Source organism: Stenotrophomonas sp. ZAC14A_NAIMI4_1, assembly GCF_003086915.1.
Classification (GTDB): Bacteria; Pseudomonadota; Gammaproteobacteria; order Xanthomonadales; family Xanthomonadaceae; genus Stenotrophomonas.
Genome location: NZ_CP026002.1, coordinates 1,014,016 through 1,032,986 on the forward strand (window position 1 = coordinate 1,014,016; position 18,971 = coordinate 1,032,986).

Here is an 18,971-nt window from a genome sequence, read left to right on the forward strand (position 1 = left end):
GTTGGATCACCTCAGCGTGGTAGCAGTGCGAGCACGCCGCCAGCCACACACGCCACGCAGGACCAGGTAAGCACCCGCATTGCGTGGGCCTGGTTGGTGAATGCGGGCATTCTGCCGATGCGCTGCCGATAGAAGACGATGAGCGCCATCAATACCACCGATGACAGCGTGTAGGCCCAAGGGATCGTGGCGGTGTCGCCGCTCTTGGCTCGCCAGCCCATTCCCATCCAGACGACTGCCGTGAAGGCGAAGACCAGCAGCGTACGGACAAGTATCCGGTTTCCATGCATCGGGAGCTCCGCTATTCCTTAAGGACGCAAAGAGAAGATCTGACATTGAACTCCTCCGGGGGTATAGGAGCAAGCAATGCGATAGCTGGTGTGTACGGGAGGCGTGTTCGGCCCAACCCAGCGTACGCCCAGTCGATTGAGCTGACCCACCATATCGTCCCCGGCGCCAAGGCCTGCGTCCGATTGAGGGAAGTCGTAGTTCTGGCTGGCCTGCTCCGAATTGGCGATATCTCTCTGCGCATCCGGGATTATATTTCCCACGGCGTCGCGCGCGGACCCGGGAATGTACGCGTAGTCACGAACATTCCAGTTGTAGGTCACCAAGATATATGATCCATCCGGAAAGGGAATTTTGTTTATGATTTTTATCGGGGTTGGAAGCAGGGTGGAGCTGATTGCCTGAGAGAATGAAGATATTGAAATTCTTGTACTTTCGATCGCGTACCAGAATGGTCCGAGGTTGCCGTAGCCCAACGATTTCTGTATTGCCTCGTGCCTCATGTGTGGGGTGGAAACTGCATCCATCGCGTTCATCCGAGCCGGAGTTTCGTTTCCGAACATCTCGACGGCCTGAACGCCCGCCTTTTCCACGCGACCATTCGGCATCATCTGTATTGCCACGTCAGCAACAGGCAGCGTATATGCGATGGTCGCCGAGCCACCGTTCACGTAATAGAGATTGACGCCCGCATTGAACATCGTGTGCTCATCCGCGGTCAACGCGATTTCTTTCACAACCGGCAGTCCGAGCGCGCGTGGACCAGAGCCGTCCCCCTTAACATTCATGTGATACAGGCGTCGATTCTTGAAATCCCAGAAATAGTAGTCCCCGGCGCCATGTTCGCGGGAGATGGTCTGCCGTTTACCGAGATTGCAATCGTCACAATCAAATGCTGCTGCAGCCTGAGCGGTGAAGTTGAAGAGCGATGACAAGCCCATTAGGGATATTTGAAGAATAATCCTTTTCATTTTTTCCAGTTCTATAAAAGGCATGCGGGGCGGTCGCCCCGCAGAACTGACAATTACTCGCCGATGGGTTGGAGTGGAAGGGCTGATCCCGACGCCTCTGTGATCCGAGTCGCAAAAGTGCATGGGTTTAAGTGATTTTCCAACAATTCGTAACTGTTTTTTCGTAATCGTGTTGCCTGCAGGCTTCCAACACGGGAGTTTGGAGGTCTGATCGACGTCTCAGCCTATCTTCGCGCTCTCCATACACGACGCCAGCCTCTTGATATTCCTCACAAACCGGCAAGCCCCTCCCGTCGCATACTGTCGCCATCCGCCCAACCGGGCCGCCTTGGGAGTCCATCATGCGTCGCTACGCTGTTTTCCTGACCGCTGCACTGGTGTGCTCCGCCTTCACGGCTCCGGCCATGGCCGCCGTGCCGTTCTTCAACGCGAGCTGCCCCGGTGGCCTGGATGTGCACGCCGACGAGGGCGGGCCGGTCTACGTGCAGGGGCGGGAGACGGCGCTGAAGCGCTTCAACGACCGCTATTTCGAAGCGCGCGATGCGCAGAGCGGCGTGACCCTGTCGATCACCACCGGTGACGACGGCACGCCGCAGATCAGCTACACCGGCCGTGGCGGCGCCAACGGCATCTGCCAAGTCAGCGGCAGCGATGCACCTGCCGCGACGGAGCGGCACGACCGCCACCACCACGATGACGATGAGGGGGCGGCGCTGCCGAGTGAGGTCACCTGCGAGTCCACCGACCAGCGCCAGGTGTCGTGCGGGATGGACACGCGCGGCAACGTGGAAGTTGCCCGCCAGATCAGCCGCACGCGCTGCGAGCAGGGCCAGAACTGGGGCCTGTCGCGGCACTCGGTGTGGGTGAATGGCGGCTGCCGCGCGGTGTTCCGCAACACCTCGCGCGCGGCATACAGCGCGCCCAGCGGTGGCAATGCGCTGGGGGCCTGCAACACGCGCAAGGGCGCACAGGGCACGCTGGTGACCCAGGTGCCGGTGGGCAGCGATTACCAGGAACTGATCATCGATTACCCCGATGGCCGCTTCCTGTGCATGCTGCGCAACAGCGGCGAAGTGCAGAGCGTGACGCCGGTGCGCCGCCGCAGGGGTTGAGTTCGTCGCGCCCACCGCCCTATGGTGGCCGCCCTTACTGACGTCGGGTGGCATCACCATGTCCCATCTTCTGGCCAAGGCTGCTGAAAAGGCGGATCTCGACCGGATCGATGCCTTGCTGGATGCAGGCGCCGATATCGAGTGGCAGCACAAGGGTACGGGGCGCACCGCACTGCTTTCGGCCGTAATTGCCGGAAAGCGGGATGCCGTAGCGCGTTTGCTGGATCGCGGTGCCAATATCGAGCATGCCTGCACGGCACTGGGCTACACCGCGCTGGGTTGGGCCGCCGAGCAAGGCGGTACTGAAATCGGCGGCCTGCTGATCGCACGCGGCGCCATGCTCGATCCTGCTTCACCGGAACAACGGCGTACGCCGCTGATGCTGGCGTGCGCAGGTGGGCACCTGGCGATGGTCGAACGGTTGCTGGACAGCGGCGCGTCCGTAGCACCGCTGGATTTCGAGGGCCGGAACGCTCTGGCGATGGCCGATGACCGCGGGTATGCCGAGGTGGTGGCACTGTTGCACGCCGCCGGTGCGACGCCGCCGCCTGTGTTGATGGAGGCACCGCCGCTGGAATGGCCCGAACCGGACGCGGCTGGGGAACCGGCGGCCGTGGTGCGCGGTTATCTGTTGGCCCACTACGCGTGGGAAACGCGCGGTTACCTTGATTCCCGGGCCGGCGGCACGCTCCTGCTCAGTCCGGGCTTCCAGGAGGAGAAGGCAAATCTCCTGGCGGCCTGGTGTACGGAGCGGAAACGGGCGTACGCAACCGGTGTTTCGGTCGGCAACCCCCGGCGGTATGTGCCTGAGGATCTGCTGGTGGCCGTTGCGCAGCCGACGGCCTCGAAGGCGGAAGTGCTGGTACGCGATGACCCGCAGAAGTCCCGCTCGCTGCGCTATGAACACTTGTTCGTGCTCAAGCGCGTTGGTGGCCAGTGGCGTATCGACGTGCTGAAGAAGCGCCAGTACCTCACCGAGGCCTGGACGGCGGCCATTCCCTGAGCGGCGAAGCGGCCAGGATCGCGGTGCTTTCCTGCTGCACCGCCGCGAGTGGTGTCACATCCCTCTGGCTAGACTGTGCTTCTTTTTCGCCTGCAGGAGGCACCCATGGCCCATCCCATTTCCGTAACCCTCATCGGCGTGCCCACCGACGTGGGCGCGGGCCATCGCGGTGCACGGCTTGGCCCGGAAGCCCTGCGCGTGGCCGGCCTGCCGGAGGCGCTGGAGGCGCGCGGCGTGGACGTGCGCGACCTGGGCAACCTGGACGGCCCGCGCAACCCGTGGACCACGCCGGTGCAGGGCTACCGCCACCTGGACGAGGTGGTGGCCTGGAACCGCGCGCTGATGGACGCCAGCTACGCTGAACTGCAGGCCGGGCGCATGCCGATCATGCTGGGCGGCGACCACTGCCTGGGCATTGGTTCGATCACCGCCGTGGCCCGCTGGTGCCGCGAGCAGGGCAAGACCCTGCGCGTGCTGTGGCTGGATGCACATTCGGATTTCAACACCAGCGATGTCACCCCGTCGGGCAACATCCACGGCATGCCGGTGGCCTGCCTGTGCGGGCTCGGCCCGGACGCGCTGACCCAGCTGGGCGGCAGCAGCCCGGCCATCACCCCGGCGCAGATGCACCAGATCGGCATCCGCTCGGTGGACCCGGACGAGAAGCGCCTCATCAAGACCCACAAGGTCGATGTGTACGACATGCGCTACATCGACGAGAACGGCATGAAGCGCACCGTGGAATCCGCACTGGCCGGCATCGACGAGAACACCCACCTGCACGTCAGCTTCGATGTGGATTTCCTCGACCCGAGCATCGCCCCGGGCGTGGGCACCACGGTGCCGGGCGGGGTGAACTACCGCGAGGCGCAGCTGGTGATGGAGATGATTGCCGACAGCGGCCGCATGGGTTCGTTGGACATCGTTGAACTGAACCCGCTGCTGGACAAGCAGAACGCGACCGCCGAGCTTGCCGTGGACCTCGTGGAAAGCCTGTTCGGCAAGTCCACGCTGATGCGCGACTGAGCGTCAGCGGCCTGCACCTGAACGGCCTGGAAGCCTGTTCACACTCGCTGCACGCGGCAGACGCCAGATTGCACTTCACGCAAGGCCACTCCACTGCGGGAATGGCCAAGCGCGATGAAAACCATGTAGTGGCGAACCCCAGGAGAAGACCATGAAGCGTGTAGTTGCCCTGATGCTGTTGTCGATGTTCTCGGTGGCCATGCTGGCTGGCTGCAACACCGTTGCCGGCGCCGGCAAGGATGTGCAGAAGGCAGGCCAGTCGGTTGAGGATGCCGCCAAGGGCAACTGAGCCCGGGGTGGTGCCCAATGAAAGAGGCCGGGACATTGTCCCGGCCTTTTTTGTGCGCGCTTTCCAGGGTGCAGGCGGAGTGAACCATTCAAGCAGGTGAGCACGCTTTTCATTGCAGGTTGACCGTTGGCCAACAGCTGATGCGCGAAGCTGGAACCACGGTAAGAACGCCGTTGCAACCAAGGGTTCCAGCAATGAACAAAGACATCATTTCCGGCAAGTGGTCGCAGCTCAAGGGCAAGGCACAGGCCAAGTGGGGCGATCTGACCAACGACGATTTCGATGTGGCCGAGGGCAACGCCGAGTATCTGGCCGGCCGTCTGCAGGAACGCTATGGCTGGGCCAAGGACCGCGCGGAGAAGGAAGTGCACGAGTTCTCCGACAGCGTCCGCAAGGATTATCCGGACTTCAAGTAAGTAAAGGTCCATCGCGCTTCCCCCACAGCGCGCCCCCACAGCCCGGCGCCCGTACCGTGATGGTACGGGCGTCGTGCTGTCTGCCTCAGCGCGAGGGAGGATCGGGCACGTAGCGGTTGGGGAAGGCCTGCGGTTCGCGCGGCAGGCGCGAGGGCGAATCCAGCACGATGCCGCGTGCGCGCAGGTTGCGTGCGCTGTCGTAGCGCAGTTCGCTGACGTAGGACGGATCGCGGCTGGCGCGGTCGAAGGTGGTGTCGCGCACCTGCGAGGTCTCGCGGTCGCCGTGGCCGGTGCCGAGTGCCGGTGCCTGCGACTTGGCCGCGTAGCCTCCGGCACGGCTGGCACGGGCACTGCTGTCGGCGGCTGCGGAGGCTTCAGCCATGGGTGCGGGCGACGCCGGCCGGCGCAGGATGGGGCGCGGCTCCGGCCGCCACTGGGTGCGCTCGTTGAACACCGCGATACCGATCACGCCCACGTTGTCCGGCCGCCCGGTGCGGCTGGCATAGCTGTTGCCAGGGCTGCTGAACACGAACTGGGCCACCTCGTCCTGACTCTTGCGCCAGCCGGTGATGTCCGCGCGCTGGCCGGGGTTGAGCACGTAGCCGGTCTGGGAGGGGTTGGCCTCCTCGCCGGAAATGGCATTGATGCCATCCACCGACAACACCACCAGCACCCGGCGCGGGCTGTCGTTGTACAGGCGCACCGCATAGCGGTGGCCACGATCGCCGGCCACCCAGCGCTGGCCGTCGGCCGGGTAGCTGCGCAGTTCGGTGCCGCGGTCGCGGTCGACCAGGGTCATGCGGACCGGGCCGTCCTGGGCGATCGGCGGCGGCAGCGGGGCCGGGCGGAAGCCGGCCAGGGGCAGGATCAGCAGCAGGGGCAGCAGGCGTTTCATCGGGCGTCTCCAGCGGGGTTGGGTGAACAAACGCGCCGCAGGCCCTGACGGGGTTGGTCACGGGCGCGGTAAACTGGCCCCGTTCATCGAAGGTTACCCCCACGCAGTCATGACGACCCGAGTCCTTACCGGTATCACCCCCTCCGGCACGCCCCACCTGGGCAACTACGTTGGCGCCATCCGTCCGGCCATTGCCGCCAGCCGCGCCCCGGACATCGAGAGCTTCTTCTTTCTGGCCGACCTGCACAGCCTGATCAAATCGCAGGACCCGCAGCGCACCCAGCGCGCGACCCTGGAGATCGCCGCCAGCTGGCTGGCCTGTGGCCTGGACCCGGAACACGTGTGGTTCTACCGCCAGAGCGACATCCGCGAGACCACCGAGCTGATGTGGTTCCTCACCGCCATCGCCAGCAAGGGCATCCTCAACCGCGCGCATGCCTACAAGGCGGCGGTGGACAAGAACCGCGAAGAGGGCGTGGATGAAGATGCAGGCGTCAGCGCCGGTCTGTTCATGTACCCGGTGCTGATGGCCGCCGACATCCTCATCTTCAAGGCCAACCAGGTGCCGGTGGGCCGCGACCAGATCCAGCACATCGAAATGGCGCGCGATTTCGCCCAGCGCTTCAACCACGTGTACGGCAAGGAGTACTTCCCGCTGCCGGACGTGGTGATCGACGAGCAGGTGGCGACGCTGGCCGGCCTGGACGGCCGCAAGATGAGCAAGAGCTACCACAACACCATTCCGCTGTTCGTGCCGCGCGAGGAGCTGAAGAAGCTGGTGTTCTCGATCCTCACTGATTCGCGCGCACCGGGCGAGCCGAAGGACACCGAGGGCTCGGCGCTGTTCCAGATGTACCAGGCCTTTGCCACCCCGGAACAGACCGCTGAATTCGCCAAGGCCTTTGCCGCCGGCATCAGCTGGGGCGATGCCAAGCAGCAGCTGTTCGAGCGCATCGACGGCGAGCTGTCGCCGCTGCGCGAGCGCTACAACGCGCTGATGGCCGAGCCGGAAAAGATCGAAGCGCTGCTCAAGCGCCGTGGCCAGCAGCTGCGCGAGCAGCTGGCGGCACCGCTGCTGGAAGAGCTGCGCCATGCCGTGGGCCTGCGTGACCTGTCCAGCGCCGGCGACATCGCCAGCGAGGACGCCGGCGTGGCCCGCGTGGCACCGCCGCTGTTCAAGCAGTACCGCGAAAAGGACGGCCGTTTCTACTTCAAGCTGACCGCCGGTGACGGCACGCTGCTGATCCAGAGCGAAGGCTTCGATTCGCCGCGCGATGCCGGCCAGTTGATCGCGGTGATCAAGCAGGCCGAGCAGGGCGACCAGCTGCAGAGCGAGCTGTTCAAGCTGGAAGCCGAGGTGGATGCCGTACTGGCCGCGCTGGCAGTGCTGCGCGCCGAATGACGGGTAGTGCCGGCCGCTGGCCGGCAACCGCACGGGACATGCCGGCCAGCGGCCGGCACCACCACGCCATTGCACCCATGGCATGATGGCCGCGCGCCCCCGGCGCGATGACATGGAGTCTGCGATGGCCTGGTTGTCGCTGCTGCTGTTCCTGCCCTGGTTCCTGCTGCTGGGCAGCCTGTACTGGCTGTTCCCGCGCCAGCCGCGCACCGCGCGGCGGCGCCTGTTCGATACCACCACCTTGGCGCTGGCCTTCGCCCTGAGCATCGGCTCGATGCTGTGGGGCTATCACATCGGCCGCGTGCAGCCCGGTGCCGGCCCGATCTGGCCGCAGGTGCTGGCCGTGCTGTATGCCTACGGCGCGTTCCTGGCGGTGCTGGTGCTGGCGTTGCTGCTGCGGCCCAGATACCTGGCCCGGTAAACCCGCTTTTGTAGAGTCGAGCCATGCTCGACTGCTTTTCCGTCCAGTCGAGCATGGCTCGACTCTACAGAAACCCCCTCCGACCAAAGCCGCATCGAACCGGGCCCGCGCTGGCGCCTACCATGGGGGTCTGTTCCTGATCCTGCCAGGTGCGTGCCGATGACCGCCGATCCCAGCATCCACACCATCGATACCGGCTTCCAGCGTCCTGACTTCGACGCGGCCTACCTCATCGTCGAGAACGGCCGTGCGGCGTTCGTCGACTGCGGCACCGGCCTGTCCGTGCCGGCCATGCTGCAGGCGCTGGCCGATGCGGGGCTGGGCGTGGAGGCGGTGGACTGGCTGTTGCTGACCCACGTGCACCTGGACCATGCCGGTGGTGCGGGCCTGCTGATGCAGCAGCTGCCCAATGCAAACGCCGTGCTGCACCCGCGCGGTGCGCCGCACATGATCGACCCGACCCGGCTGATTGCCGGTGCCACCGCCGTCTATGGCGCCGAGGAAATCGCCCGCAGCTACGGCCGCATCGAAGCGATTCCCGAGGCCCGCGTGGTGGTGGCCGAAGACGGCCACCGCATCGACCTGGCAGGCCGCGAGCTGTTGCTGCTGCACACCCCTGGCCACGCGCAGCACCACTACTGCGTGTGGGATGCACGCAGCCGCAGCTGGTTCACCGGCGATACGTTCGGCATTTCCTACCGCGAGCTGGACAGCGCGCAGGGCGCCTTCATCTTTCCGACCTCCTCGCCGGTGCAGTTCGACCCGGAGGCGATGAAGGCCTCGATCGAGCGCATGCTGGGCTACGGCCCGCAGGCGATGTACCTGACCCACTACGGTCGCGTGCAGCAGGTCGAGAAGCTGGCCGGCGACCTGTTCGAGCAGATCGATGCGATGGCGGCGATCGGCCGCCAGTGCGATGGCCGCGCCGACCGCCACCGTTGCCTGCTGGCCGCGCTGCAGGCGCTGTACCTGGAACGCGCGCAGCAGCACGGCTGCGCACTGGACCAGGCCGCGGTGGCCGAGGTGCTGGCGATGGACATCGAGCTCAATGCGCAGGGCCTGGCGTGCTGGCTGGACCGCGCACGACGCTGACCGGCACGGCTGCGCCGTGGTGTCACGACCACGTTACACTCTGGTGACTCCCCTTCCTGCCGTGGTATTGCCGTGAATCCGATGCGCGTGTTGCTGCTGTCGTCCTGCCTCTTCGTCGGGGGCCTGGCCCATGCGGCCAACGACCTGCCCGGCGGCGGCATCGATCCGCAGGCACTGTCGCGCCACGTGCGGGTGCTGGCCTCGGATGAGTTCGAGGGCCGCGCACCGGCCAGCGCAGGCGAAGAACGCACCGTGCAGTACCTGATCGAGCAGTTCCGCAGCTACGGCCTGCAGCCCGGTGGTGCCGATGGCAGCTGGGTGCAGCCGGTGCCGCTGGTGCGTGCGCAGCTGGATGGCCCGGCCAAGGCCAGCCTGCAGCTGAAGAAGGGCAAGCGCACGCTGGCCAACGGCGTGGACGTGACGCTGCAGAGCCTGCAGCCGCGCAAGCGCGTGCAGATCAACAACGCGCCGCTGGTGTTCGTCGGCTACGGCATCGATGCACCCGAACGCCAGTGGAACGATTACAAGGACGTGGACCTGCACGGCAAGATCGCCGTGGTGCTGATCAACGACGCCGATTTCGAAGCCGATGCACCGGGCGCGTTCGACGGCAAGGCAGTGACCTACTACGGCCGCTGGACCTACAAGTTCGAGGAAGCCGCACGCCGCGGCGCCGAGGGCGTGCTGATCGTGCACGAGACCGCGCCGGCCGCCTACGGCTGGGCCACGGTGAAGAGCTCGGGCACCTCGCCGCTGTTCGACATCGAACGCGGCCAGGCCGAAGCGATGGCCCAGCACACGCCGCTGCGTGGCTGGATGCAGCGCGAACTGGCCGAGGCGATCTTCGCCGACGCGGGCCTGGATTTCGACGCCGAGAAGCGCAAGGCCATGCAGGCCGATTTCCGCCCGATGGTGCTGGACAACGCGAAGCTGAGCGTGGATTTCGCACTGAAGCGCGAGCAGGTGGTGACCCGCAACGTGGTGGCCAAGCTGCCCGGTGGCGAGCATGGCGATGAGGCCGTGATCTTCTCGGCGCACTGGGATGCCTTCGGTATCGGCCAGCCCGATGCCAAGGGTGACCGCATCCGCCACGGTGCCATCGACAACGCCACCGGCGTGGCCGCCGTGCTGGAACTGGGCCGCGTGTTCGCGGCCGGCCCGCAGCCGCAGCGCAGCCTGTACTTCGTGGCCCTGACCGCCGAGGAGAAGGGCCTGCTGGGTGCGAGCTACTACGCCGCGCACCCGCTGGCGCCGCTGGAAAAGACCGCCGCCGTGCTGAACATCGAAATGTTCAGCCCGGACGGTGCGACGCGTGACATCGCGTCGTGGGGCAAGGGCCGGGTGTCGCTGGAAGGCGACCTGGAACGCGTGGCCAAGGCCCGTGGCCGCAGCTACAGCCCCGACCCGAACCTGGAAGCGGGCTTCTTCTACCGCGCCGACCACTTCGCCTTTGCCCGCCTGGGCGTGCCGGCCATCACCATCGGCCCGGGCCTGGACAAGCTGGACGGCGGCGTCGAGGCCGGCCGCGCGCTGCGCGAGAAGTACTTCGCCGACTGCTACCACCAGGCCTGCGATGCCTGGACCCCGAGCTGGGACCCGGCCGGCCACGCTGCCGACACCCTGCTGGTCTACGACCTGGGCGCCGAGCTGGCCAACAGCCGCCGTTGGCCGCAGTGGGAGAAGGCGTCGGAATTCCACGGTGCCCGCGAGAAGAGCGACGCCGCCCGTCGTTGAGGGGGGTAGTGCCGGCCGCTGGCCGGCAATCCGGTGCGACGACGGAGGTAGAGTCGACCGTTGGTCGACTACGCGCGCAGCGCGGGGTTCTTGGCAGCCTGATCGAAGAGCAGTCGACTAACAGTCGACTCTACCGGTCGCCGGTCGCCGGTCGCCGGTCGCCGGTCGCCGGTCGCCGGTCACCGGTCGCCGGTTGCCGGCCAGCGGCCGGCACTACCGTCGCTGGCGCAGCAGCTTCCATGCGCCCCAGCCGCTGGCGGCGAGAAGGGCCAGATAGCACACCACCATGGTGCGCAGGCCCACCGGAGCACCCGGGTTGATGCCGCGGTGCAGGCGCAGCTGCATCGAGCTGTGGCCGCTGCCCAGGTCCACCCCCAGCTGCAGCGCCAGCGCGGCACCGAACACCAGCAATGCCACCCCGAAGCCGATGCGCGGCCACCCGGCCTGCGCGCTGGGGCGGCGCAGCAGCCAGGCCACTGCCGTAGCTGCAGCCAGCACCACCGCCATCCACATCAGCGGCGACGCCGGAGACGCAGCAGCCACCGGCATTGCACCGGTGGCTGCCATCAACACAGCGCCCTTACTTGCGGGTGCCGTCGAGCCAGTTCGGGCCCTTGTTGGTGAGGAAGAAGACATAGACCACCAACGATACCGCGATCGTGGCGGTGACGTAGATGGCGAACCAGTCAACGTGGCCGGTCTTCAGCGCGCCCTGGTACAGCAGCGGCGCGGTACCACCGAACAGCGAGTTGGCCAGCGCATAGCCCAGGCCCACGCCCAGTGCACGGATGTGGGTGGGGAACAGTTCGGCCTTCACCACCGCGTTGATGGAGGTGTAGCCGGTGAGGATGACAAAGCCCAGCGCCAGGGTGAGGAAGGCGAGGGTGGCATCGTGCTGGTGCGGCAGCTGGGTGATCAGGTACCAGCTGTACAGCACGCCGCCCACGCCGAAGAACACCAGCAGGCTCTTGCGGCCGATGATGTCCGACAGCCAGCCACCGACCGGCTGCAGCACCATCAGGAACGTCAGCACGCCCAGGTTGACCAGGGTGGCGGTCATCGGATCATCGGCAGCGAAGGCGCTCTGGATCATCTTCGGGCCGTTCACCGAGTAGGTGTAGAAGGCAATGGTGCCGCCGGCGGTGATCAGGAAGCACAGCAGCAGCGGGCGCCACTGGTGCACGACCAGCTCGTACATCGAGCCGGACTTCTTCGCCTTGCCCTCGCGCGCGGCCTCGATCGACGACTCTTCCATCGTCTCGTCCATGCCCCGGCGAAGCCAGAACACCACGACCGCGGCGATGCCACCGATGCCGAAGGCGATGCGCCAGCCGAACTCGGAGATTTCCGGCTTGCCCCAGAAATTCAGCATCAGGAACAGGGTGAGCTGCGCCAGCACGTGGCCGCCGACCAGGGTGACGTAGTGGAACGAGGACAGGAAGCCGCGGCGGCCGGGAATGGCGGCCTCGGACATGTAGGTGGCGCTGGCGCCGTACTCGCCGCCGGTGGCGAAGCCCTGCAGCAGGCGCGCGAACAGCAGGATGATCGCCGCCCAGATGCCGATGCTGGCCGCCGTGGGCGTGATGGCGATGAGGAAGGAGCAGACGGCCATCAGGGTGACCGACACAGTAAGCGCCAGGCGGCGGCCGTGGCGGTCGGCAAAGCGGCCGAAGAACCAGGCGCCGATCGGGCGCATCAGGAAGGTGGCGGCGAAGATCGCCCACACGTACATCGTGGAGTTCTTGTCTTCGGGCGAGAAGAACTGCGATTCGAAGTACACGGCGAACACCGAGTACACGTAGACGTCATACCACTCCACCAGGTTGCCGGCGGAGCCTTTGAGGGTATTGGAGATCGAGCGGCGCAGCGCGGCGCCGTCGGTGCTGGGGACAGCAGGTTGGGACGTGGTGCTCATCTGGGTGAGGATCCTCGATGCGGTGCTTCCATGCGGGAAAGATCGGTGCCAGGGGCGCGCGTGGGGCGCTGCCAGCCAGCCTCCTAGGTACTGCATCCCACGTCAACGCCGGGTGCCGGAGGGGCGGGCAGGGCATGGGGACCGCACAGGGTGACAGCGTGAGGGGGAAGGGACCATAGCTAGATCGTCGTACGCGGTGGTCCCCATTTGTCACATGATCGACTCAATGAAGCGCTGAAGCCGAACCGTCGATCGGAGAAACGATGGCGTCTCTGAAGTTTCTCCTGGCCCAGGTCCTCAAAATGGCTGCACTCGCTGCCAGAAGTACCACCGACACCAGAAGCTGCCACTTCGGCACATCCACGTAGAGCAGGCGGATCGGCATTGCCGCCATTGAAGTGAACGGAAAGAGCGACATGGCCTGCATGAATAGGCCCTCCGGGGCCTGTAGCCCGCCAAAGCCGATCATGATCATGGTCAAAGGAAAGGCTGCGAGGGTGTTGCGGAATGCTGAATGGGGTGACCGGATTGCGGTAGCGCACGCGGCAAAGAACCAGTTCCACAGCATCAGACCCAGGAAACAGAATGCCAACAGGCCAGCTACGAGGCCCCAGCTCCGGCCGGAAATGTCTGCGAACATACTGGTCGATCCCGACATAAGCATCCAGGCGAAAGCCGTGTAAACGCCATAGATTGTGATCGTCTTCATTCCTTGGCAGATCGACGCTGCAACTTTGCAGTCGAGCCAGAAGCCCGGCGGAGACGCACTGAGGATCATTTCTGTCACATGAGCAAAGCGCTCACTGAGCAAGCCCTGAAACAACATGCCGAGGCAACCGAGAATGGCAAGTGTGGTCAGTACGACCATGCTGATCGAAATAGCGGTGAGTGATGAGTTCGGGAGAGCCGGTACTCCGAAGAGATCCACTACCCTGAGTGGTGCCGGTGACTCAGCATGCCGCAGCTGGTCGGCGGAAACTCCGAGCGCCTGAAGCGAGTGCTGACGCTGAAGCGAATCGAGACTGTGTTGCAGCTCCGCAATCCAGCCCGGCGACCGTGCGACTCGGAGTACGTAGTCACCGGACTCCATCGATAGCGTTGGCTGTCCATTAGTGGCGGTATCGCCCTTGGTGTTGGCGAACTGGAAGCGTCCCTCATTCATTCCGGCCACGGGAGTTCCTCCGGCAGAAACCTGGATGGTGGTCGCGGCCTCCTTCGCCAGAATGGCGTCGCCTCCCAGTTTCACCAAAGCAATCACTGCCAGCAGGAGCAGACCAACCAGCTCGCCTCGAATATCCAGGTGCCGTCTGAACTCAAAGCCGCTGACCCTGGCGTAGTGGCTCATGCGCATGCTCTGTCCTCCCATGACGTCGATGCCTGTGACGGGGGATCGCCAGTGTCATCCCGGTGATGAGAGCCCGCGGGCAGATGAAGGTCCTCAGCTTTGGCAGGCTGGAGTTGCGCGTTCTTGAGCACCAGGATCCTTCCACAGAATCGCTGCAGAAGTTCAATGTGATGCGCTGAAAGGACCACCGCTGCGCCTTGACGCGCTGCGGCCGAGATCAGCTCGACGACCGCAACCTGATTGGCCGGATCCAGTCCTGAAAAAGGCTCATCCAGTACAAGCACCTTCGGTGAATGAAGCATGCAGGCTGCAATCTGAAGCTTCTGCAGGTTGCCCTTTGACAGGCTGGAAACCCGGTGTGAAGCACGATCAAGAAGCCCGATCTTGCCCAGCCAAAGGTCACGTGCGCGGACAGCATCCGACCTCGTCATGCCTCTCATGGCAGACCAGAACTCCAGTGATCGGCCAACGGTAACCTCGGGGAACAGGCTCCGGGACTCTGGCAGATAGCCGATGTCACACCATGGCGCCCGCGCTCCGTTTTCACTCCCAGCAACTGAGACGACGCCGGAATCGGCCGGGATGAGGTTGCAGAGGACACGGAACAGCGTCGTCTTGCCGACACCATTGGCCCCTATGATTCCGACGATTTCTCCAGCATCGACCTGCATTTCCAGGCCATGCAGGACTACGCGTGATCCGTAATTTTTGCAAAGGTGTTCAGCGTGCAGCATCTGAGGCTCCCTTCTCAATTCTCTCGGCAATTTGACGAGCTCTGGATTGCATGAAACGGCTGTGACGGTTCTCCACCATTGCGATCAACTGCAGTGATGCCTCATGGCTGCGAGAATTTGCGACCAGTGCCTCCAAGGCAGCCATACGTACACGCTCCATTGGATGACATCGGAACACGTCTCTCAGCAGCTGCTGCGCCTCTCCATCCGCATCTCCGGCGGCAATCATGAACAGGGCGGATGCACTGGACCGATTGATGATCTGTGAGATCGTGCCTGTGCCAGGTTCAAATTCATACTGATCCATGGTTACGCTTCTCAAGGAGTGCTCCATGATGTTGATGCTGACGGAAAACTCATCGGGTGCCATTTGCTGGTGTACATCCCTGAATGCCCTGTACAGAAGCACGTTTCCCTTTTTCAACCGGGAGCGTTCGGTGAAGCGAAGATCCACGTTCTCGCCGGGAATTCCAGCCACCGAGGCGTAGTCGTACTCGAAGTAGTCGCTTTCGTATCCAGGTCCCTGGTAGCCAACCGTCAGAAAGTTGAAATTGTGATCATGCGGAACACCGTAGAAGAACGCCTTGGGGCCGCTCGCAGCAAGAATTTCGTCATTCTTCCCGGGCCAGAAGCACGCACGAATGAAGTAGCTCTGACCTGAAGACTGGGGGGCGTGAAGCATGATGACCTGTGGCGTGTAGTCGTTGTCGACCTGGATCTCCTTCGAATCCTTGAGCTCGGTGCAAATGGCATCGCTGAGAAATGTGCGGTTGTTTCCAAGCCTCTTGAGCATGGGGGCCACCGCTATCATCGAGTGTTGGTCACGTGGATCGAATAACGATTGCTCGAGGTGCTCCACAAGATCTGTCAGCGTGATCGAATCAGTAGACGGGTCTAATATCTGGATGGGCATGGAATTTTCATCCTTGTTCCATTGAACGGGCCGCGAGGCTTCTTATCTCATCACTAGGATCGTCTTCTCTCATCTCCGACAGGCGCGTAGATGCTGATTTCGGGTCGATCTGGTAAAGCGCCCGGAGGGCATTCCAGCGCACGAACGTCGTCGGATGATGGGATAGGTCAAGAAGCGAATTTGCAGCTCCGCTGCCCCCTAGCTGGGCAAGTGCCGTAGCGATGAGCTGGAGGCGGGAGTCAGTGATCCTGGCTGCTGTGCAGCCGACCAGTTGGCTGGTCCTGAGGGAGAAGTGCTTGGTTGCTTCACATCTCGGCAGCGCGGCGAGGCAAATGATCATCGACGTGGGCGCATCTCCTTGAAGCAGGCGCATTCCCTGTCTACCACCCTCTAGAAACACGAAATCTCCTGATTGGGAGTTCCCGCTGGAGGGAGGGCCAAGTGCTGGCGCCGCTGCATCGTCGCACTCAATGGAGAATGTCTGGTGGCTGACGTGCTCTGTCTGCGCGAACAGCACGAGAGAGTCCATCCCGATGATCGTGATCCCTGTCTCGGTGTCACCCTCTGGAGCTGCAATGAGCTGACGTGGCGGCCTGTGCATGTAATGAATCTGCACGTGCTCGTCCTTATAGATGACCATCCCCGCCAGAGGTTGCTTCACGAAGAATCGCCCGGGCGTTGTGTAGAGCGCGCTCTCAAGATGGTTCCGGCACTCCCTGCCGAAGTGCTGCTTCAAAGTCGGCAGATCGAACTCCCGACAGATGGATAGCATCAACTTACGATTCATCGCGGTGGCGCCGTCGCCGCGGATACATTTGCTCCAGCCACGAATTCGATTCGCTTGGCCTGTCGCTTCAAGTGCGCTGAGGAGTGAGGTATTCCTTCTATGAGCAGTCTTCAGTTTCTGAAGCTGGGAAGGATCATCAGCCAGGTCAAGCATTTGCCTCGGACGTTCCATGCCGCCTCCAGTGCGGTGGGCCGGGAATCCGGCCCGCCGCCGATTTACTTCAAATCGGGTGAATGCCACGATTGATCAGGATGCCGACGACGACGCCAACTGCTGCGCAGCCAGCTCCCGTTGTTTCGATCAGGATGCATGAGCCATGCATGCCAACCGGGTGCTGTTGCCTCGGAAGTGCGGTGGGTTTCATGTCTATATTCCTTATACGGGGAGAACGGCGATGACGATTGCGACGGCAATCGTTACTGGTTCAATCGGCGAGCAGAGCATTGAAGTGCCAGCCAAACCCACGGCTGGGGTGAGGGGGAGCGGAATGCCATCCATTGGTTTCTCCTTACAGATCGGTGGCCCAACTCATGCTGGGCAGATCCGTTTTCAATGATCGCGAAGAAGGTTTTTATGACCTGGATCCCAGTTGCTGGAGCTTCGATAGAAAGCGTCATGCTTCGCTTGTGAATTCCGTTCTCAGGGGAAGATCCCGCTCGGGTTTTAGCCCATGCGTGATGCCAGAAACTCTGATTGGGCCGTCGGCTTACGAGCTCACTTCCAGAACCGGGGTGATTTCCGTCACCCGAACCTTCTAGAATCCGTTTTCCCCTGCCTGCTGGTGCGTCATGTCGGCTTCCCCTGTTCCTTCTGCGGCTGCCCCCCGGGGTGGCCTTGTCGCGCTGGCGCTGCTGCTGGTCTACGTGGTCTGGGGCTCGACCTACCTGGGCATCGCCAAGGCCCTGCACGGTGGCGCGCTGCCGCTCACGATGGTGTCCGGCAGCCGCTTCATCATTGCCGGCGGCCTGATGTACCTGGCCCTGCGCCTGTTCTGGAAGATGCCGCGGCCGACCCTGCGGCAGTGGCGCAACCTGGTCATCATGGGCTTGACCATGCTGGTGCTGGGCAACGGCATGGTGGTGCTGGCCGAGCGCGAGGTCTCTTCAGGCCTGGCGGCCACGGCGGTGGCCTCGGTACCGCTGTGGATGGCGCTGTTCTCGGCGTTGCGCGGCCAGCACGCCAGCCGTGGTGAATGGCTGGGCATCGCGGTGGGCTTCATCGGCGTGGTCTGGCTCAACGCCGGCAGCAGCCTGACCGCCTCGCCGACCGGGCTGGTGCTGCTGCTGATCGCGCCGATCGGCTGGGCCTTCGGCTCGGTGTGGGCGCGCGGGCTGGACCTGCCCGGCCCGTTCATGACCGCCGCCGGGCAGATGATCTGCGGCGGCGTGCTGCTGGTGCTGATCGGCCTGGCGGTGGGCGAGCGCCCGACCACGCTGCCCGATACCAGCGGCCTGCTGGCCATGGCCTACCTGTGTGTCTTTGGTTCCATCGTGGCCTTCACCGCTTACGTCTGGTTGCTGCACAACGTGCGCCCGGCGCTGGCCGGCAGCTATGCGTACGTGAACCCGGTGATTGCGGTGCTGCTGGGTGCGGCACTGAACGGTGAGCATTTCGGCTGGCGCGACTTCCTGGCCATGGCGGTGATCCTGCTGGGCGTGGTGGTGCTGACCCTGGCGCGGACCTGGAAGAAATGAGCATGGACGAACAAGAACAACGCCGCGGCCTGCTGGTCACCGCCTCCACCTTCGTGCTGTGGGGGCTGGTGCCGGTGTACTGGCACCTGCTCAACGAGGTGCCTTCGTTCCAGATCATCGCCCACCGCATCATCTGGTCCACGGTACTGGTGGTGGCGTGGCTGCTGCTGAGCGCGCGCCTGGGCTGGTGGCGGAAAATCGCCGCGCAGCCACGCGCGCTGCCGATCCTGGCGGTATCCAGCCTGACCATCGCCTTCAATTGGGGCCTGTACATCTGGGCGGTCAACGCCGGGCATGTGATTGAAACCAGCCTGGGCTACTTCATCAATCCGCTGGTGAACGTGCTGCTGGGCGTGCTGGTGCTGAAGGAACGCCTGCGCCGCCTGCAGTGGGTGGCCGTGGCGATGGCCGCCGTGGGCGTGGCCTGGCTGACCATCGATGCCGGCACGCCGCCGTGGATCGCGCTGGGGCTGGCCTGTTCGTTCGGCCTGTACGGCCTGCTGCGCAAGCTGGTGTCGGTGGATCCGGTGGCCGGGCTGGGCGTGGAAAGCCTGTACCTGTTCCTGCCGGCGCTGGCGTTTGCGGTGTGGGCCGAGAACGGCCATGGCGGCGCGTTCTTCCATGGTTGGGGGTTGCGCAACGACCTGCTGCTGGTCTTCGGTGGCGTGGTCACCGCGGTGCCGCTGATCGGCTTCGCCTACGGTGTGAAGCGCATTCCGCTGTCGCTGGTCGGCATCCTGCAGTACATCGCGCCGAGCCTGCAGCTGCTGCTGGGCGTGTTCTTCTTCCACGAGGCATTCGACACCGGCAAGGCGATTGGTTTTGCGGTGATCTGGGCCGGGCTGGTGCTGTTTGTCGGCGAGAACGTGCGCGCGATGCGGGCGGCGAGGGGTCGGATCCCTCCGCAACGCGGAGGGCTCTGACCCCCGGGCTG

At 64.2% G+C, this 18,971-nt stretch carries 21 protein-coding genes; 11 read left to right on the plus strand and 10 right to left on the minus strand.

Annotated elements, in window-relative coordinates:
* Positions 1 to 11: 11 nt before the first annotated feature.
* A complete protein-coding gene (locus tag C1926_RS04675) occupies positions 12 to 290 on the minus strand; it encodes a hypothetical protein (RefSeq protein ID WP_108758384.1) in 279 nt (92 codons plus the stop codon).
* Positions 291 to 308: 18 nt separating this feature from the next.
* Positions 309 to 1,259, minus strand: a complete 951-nt coding sequence (locus C1926_RS04680) for a hypothetical protein (RefSeq protein ID WP_159095034.1) — start codon at positions 1,257 to 1,259, stop codon at positions 309 to 311.
* A gap of 341 nt (positions 1,260 to 1,600) precedes the next feature.
* On the opposite strand from C1926_RS04680, the gene C1926_RS04685 reads away from it, so the two are divergent.
* The 5 genes from C1926_RS04685 to C1926_RS04705 all read left to right on the plus strand — a co-directional run bounded on the left by C1926_RS04685 (position 1,601) and on the right by C1926_RS04705 (position 5,105).
* Positions 1,601 to 2,371, plus strand: a complete 771-nt coding sequence (locus C1926_RS04685; RefSeq protein ID WP_108758386.1) for a DUF3011 domain-containing protein — start codon at positions 1,601 to 1,603, stop codon at positions 2,369 to 2,371.
* 58 nt (positions 2,372 to 2,429) lie between these two features.
* Entirely contained in the window at positions 2,430 to 3,374 is a 945-nt protein-coding gene (locus C1926_RS04690) for an ankyrin repeat domain-containing protein (protein ID WP_108758387.1), read from the plus strand.
* A gap of 105 nt (positions 3,375 to 3,479) precedes the next feature.
* Entirely contained in the window at positions 3,480 to 4,400 is a 921-nt protein-coding gene (rocF, locus tag C1926_RS04695; RefSeq protein WP_108758388.1) for an arginase, read from the plus strand.
* A 151-nt stretch (positions 4,401 to 4,551) separates the two neighbouring features.
* Entirely contained in the window at positions 4,552 to 4,689 is a 138-nt protein-coding gene (locus C1926_RS04700; protein WP_079224917.1) for an entericidin A/B family lipoprotein, read from the plus strand.
* Positions 4,690 to 4,883: 194 nt separating this feature from the next.
* Positions 4,884 to 5,105 carry a CsbD family protein gene (locus C1926_RS04705; RefSeq protein WP_079224919.1) on the plus strand — a complete coding sequence of 74 codons (222 nt, stop codon included), beginning with the start codon at positions 4,884 to 4,886 and terminating at the stop codon, positions 5,103 to 5,105.
* Positions 5,106 to 5,190: 85 nt separating this feature from the next.
* On the opposite strand, the gene C1926_RS04710 is transcribed toward C1926_RS04705, so the two are convergent.
* The gene (locus C1926_RS04710; protein WP_108758389.1) at positions 5,191 to 6,000 is read right to left on the minus strand and encodes a hypothetical protein; all 810 of its coding nucleotides are present in this window, start codon (positions 5,998 to 6,000) and stop codon (positions 5,191 to 5,193) included.
* Positions 6,001 to 6,109: 109 nt separating this feature from the next.
* Between C1926_RS04710 and C1926_RS04715 the strand changes: the two genes are divergently transcribed.
* The 4 genes from C1926_RS04715 to C1926_RS04730 all read left to right on the plus strand — a co-directional run bounded on the left by C1926_RS04715 (position 6,110) and on the right by C1926_RS04730 (position 10,649).
* Positions 6,110 to 7,402: a tryptophan--tRNA ligase gene (locus C1926_RS04715; RefSeq protein WP_108758390.1), complete on the plus strand. Its 1,293-nt coding sequence runs from the start codon at positions 6,110 to 6,112 to the stop codon at positions 7,400 to 7,402.
* A 124-nt stretch (positions 7,403 to 7,526) separates the two neighbouring features.
* Entirely contained in the window at positions 7,527 to 7,823 is a 297-nt protein-coding gene (locus C1926_RS04720; protein WP_108760625.1) for a hypothetical protein, read from the plus strand.
* A 159-nt stretch (positions 7,824 to 7,982) separates the two neighbouring features.
* Entirely contained in the window at positions 7,983 to 8,915 is a 933-nt protein-coding gene (locus tag C1926_RS04725; protein ID WP_108758391.1) for an MBL fold metallo-hydrolase, read from the plus strand.
* Between the two features lie 81 nt (positions 8,916 to 8,996).
* Entirely contained in the window at positions 8,997 to 10,649 is a 1,653-nt protein-coding gene (locus tag C1926_RS04730) for a M28 family metallopeptidase (RefSeq protein WP_108758392.1), read from the plus strand.
* Between the two features lie 213 nt (positions 10,650 to 10,862).
* Here the strand turns inward: C1926_RS04730 and C1926_RS04735 are convergent, their stop codons facing one another.
* From C1926_RS04735 to C1926_RS21420, 7 genes are all read right to left on the minus strand, one after another.
* Positions 10,863 to 11,198 carry a hypothetical protein gene (locus C1926_RS04735; RefSeq protein WP_254057404.1) on the minus strand — a complete coding sequence of 112 codons (336 nt, stop codon included), beginning with the start codon at positions 11,196 to 11,198 and terminating at the stop codon, positions 10,863 to 10,865.
* A 31-nt stretch (positions 11,199 to 11,229) separates the two neighbouring features.
* A complete protein-coding gene (locus C1926_RS04740; RefSeq protein ID WP_108758393.1) occupies positions 11,230 to 12,564 on the minus strand; it encodes an MFS transporter in 1,335 nt (444 codons plus the stop codon).
* Positions 12,565 to 12,787: 223 nt separating this feature from the next.
* Positions 12,788 to 13,909 carry an ABC transporter permease gene (locus C1926_RS04745; RefSeq protein ID WP_254057366.1) on the minus strand — a complete coding sequence of 374 codons (1,122 nt, stop codon included), beginning with the start codon at positions 13,907 to 13,909 and terminating at the stop codon, positions 12,788 to 12,790.
* The gene (locus C1926_RS04750) at positions 13,906 to 14,643 is read right to left on the minus strand and encodes an ATP-binding cassette domain-containing protein (RefSeq protein ID WP_108758395.1); all 738 of its coding nucleotides are present in this window, start codon (positions 14,641 to 14,643) and stop codon (positions 13,906 to 13,908) included. The genes C1926_RS04745 and C1926_RS04750 overlap by 4 nt, the downstream gene beginning before the upstream one ends.
* Positions 14,630 to 15,556 (minus strand): transposase, encoded by a 927-nt coding sequence (locus C1926_RS04755; RefSeq protein ID WP_108758396.1) that lies wholly within the window; start codon positions 15,554 to 15,556, stop codon positions 14,630 to 14,632. Before C1926_RS04755 ends, C1926_RS04750 begins: the two co-directional genes overlap by 14 nt.
* A 7-nt stretch (positions 15,557 to 15,563) precedes the next feature.
* A complete protein-coding gene (locus C1926_RS04760; RefSeq protein WP_254057367.1) occupies positions 15,564 to 16,514 on the minus strand; it encodes a HEAT repeat domain-containing protein in 951 nt (316 codons plus the stop codon).
* A gap of 49 nt (positions 16,515 to 16,563) precedes the next feature.
* Positions 16,564 to 16,707, minus strand: a complete 144-nt coding sequence (locus tag C1926_RS21420) for a hypothetical protein (RefSeq protein WP_159095035.1) — start codon at positions 16,705 to 16,707, stop codon at positions 16,564 to 16,566.
* 424 nt (positions 16,708 to 17,131) lie between these two features.
* Here C1926_RS21420 and yedA point away from each other — a divergent pair, with 424 nt between their 5' ends.
* Positions 17,132 to 18,037: a drug/metabolite exporter YedA gene (gene yedA / locus C1926_RS04765; RefSeq protein ID WP_108758397.1), complete on the plus strand. Its 906-nt coding sequence runs from the start codon at positions 17,132 to 17,134 to the stop codon at positions 18,035 to 18,037.
* Positions 18,034 to 18,960 (plus strand): EamA family transporter RarD, encoded by a 927-nt coding sequence (rarD, locus tag C1926_RS04770; RefSeq protein ID WP_108758398.1) that lies wholly within the window; start codon positions 18,034 to 18,036, stop codon positions 18,958 to 18,960. Before yedA ends, rarD begins: the two co-directional genes overlap by 4 nt.
* The last annotated feature ends 11 nt before the right edge of the window (positions 18,961 to 18,971 follow it).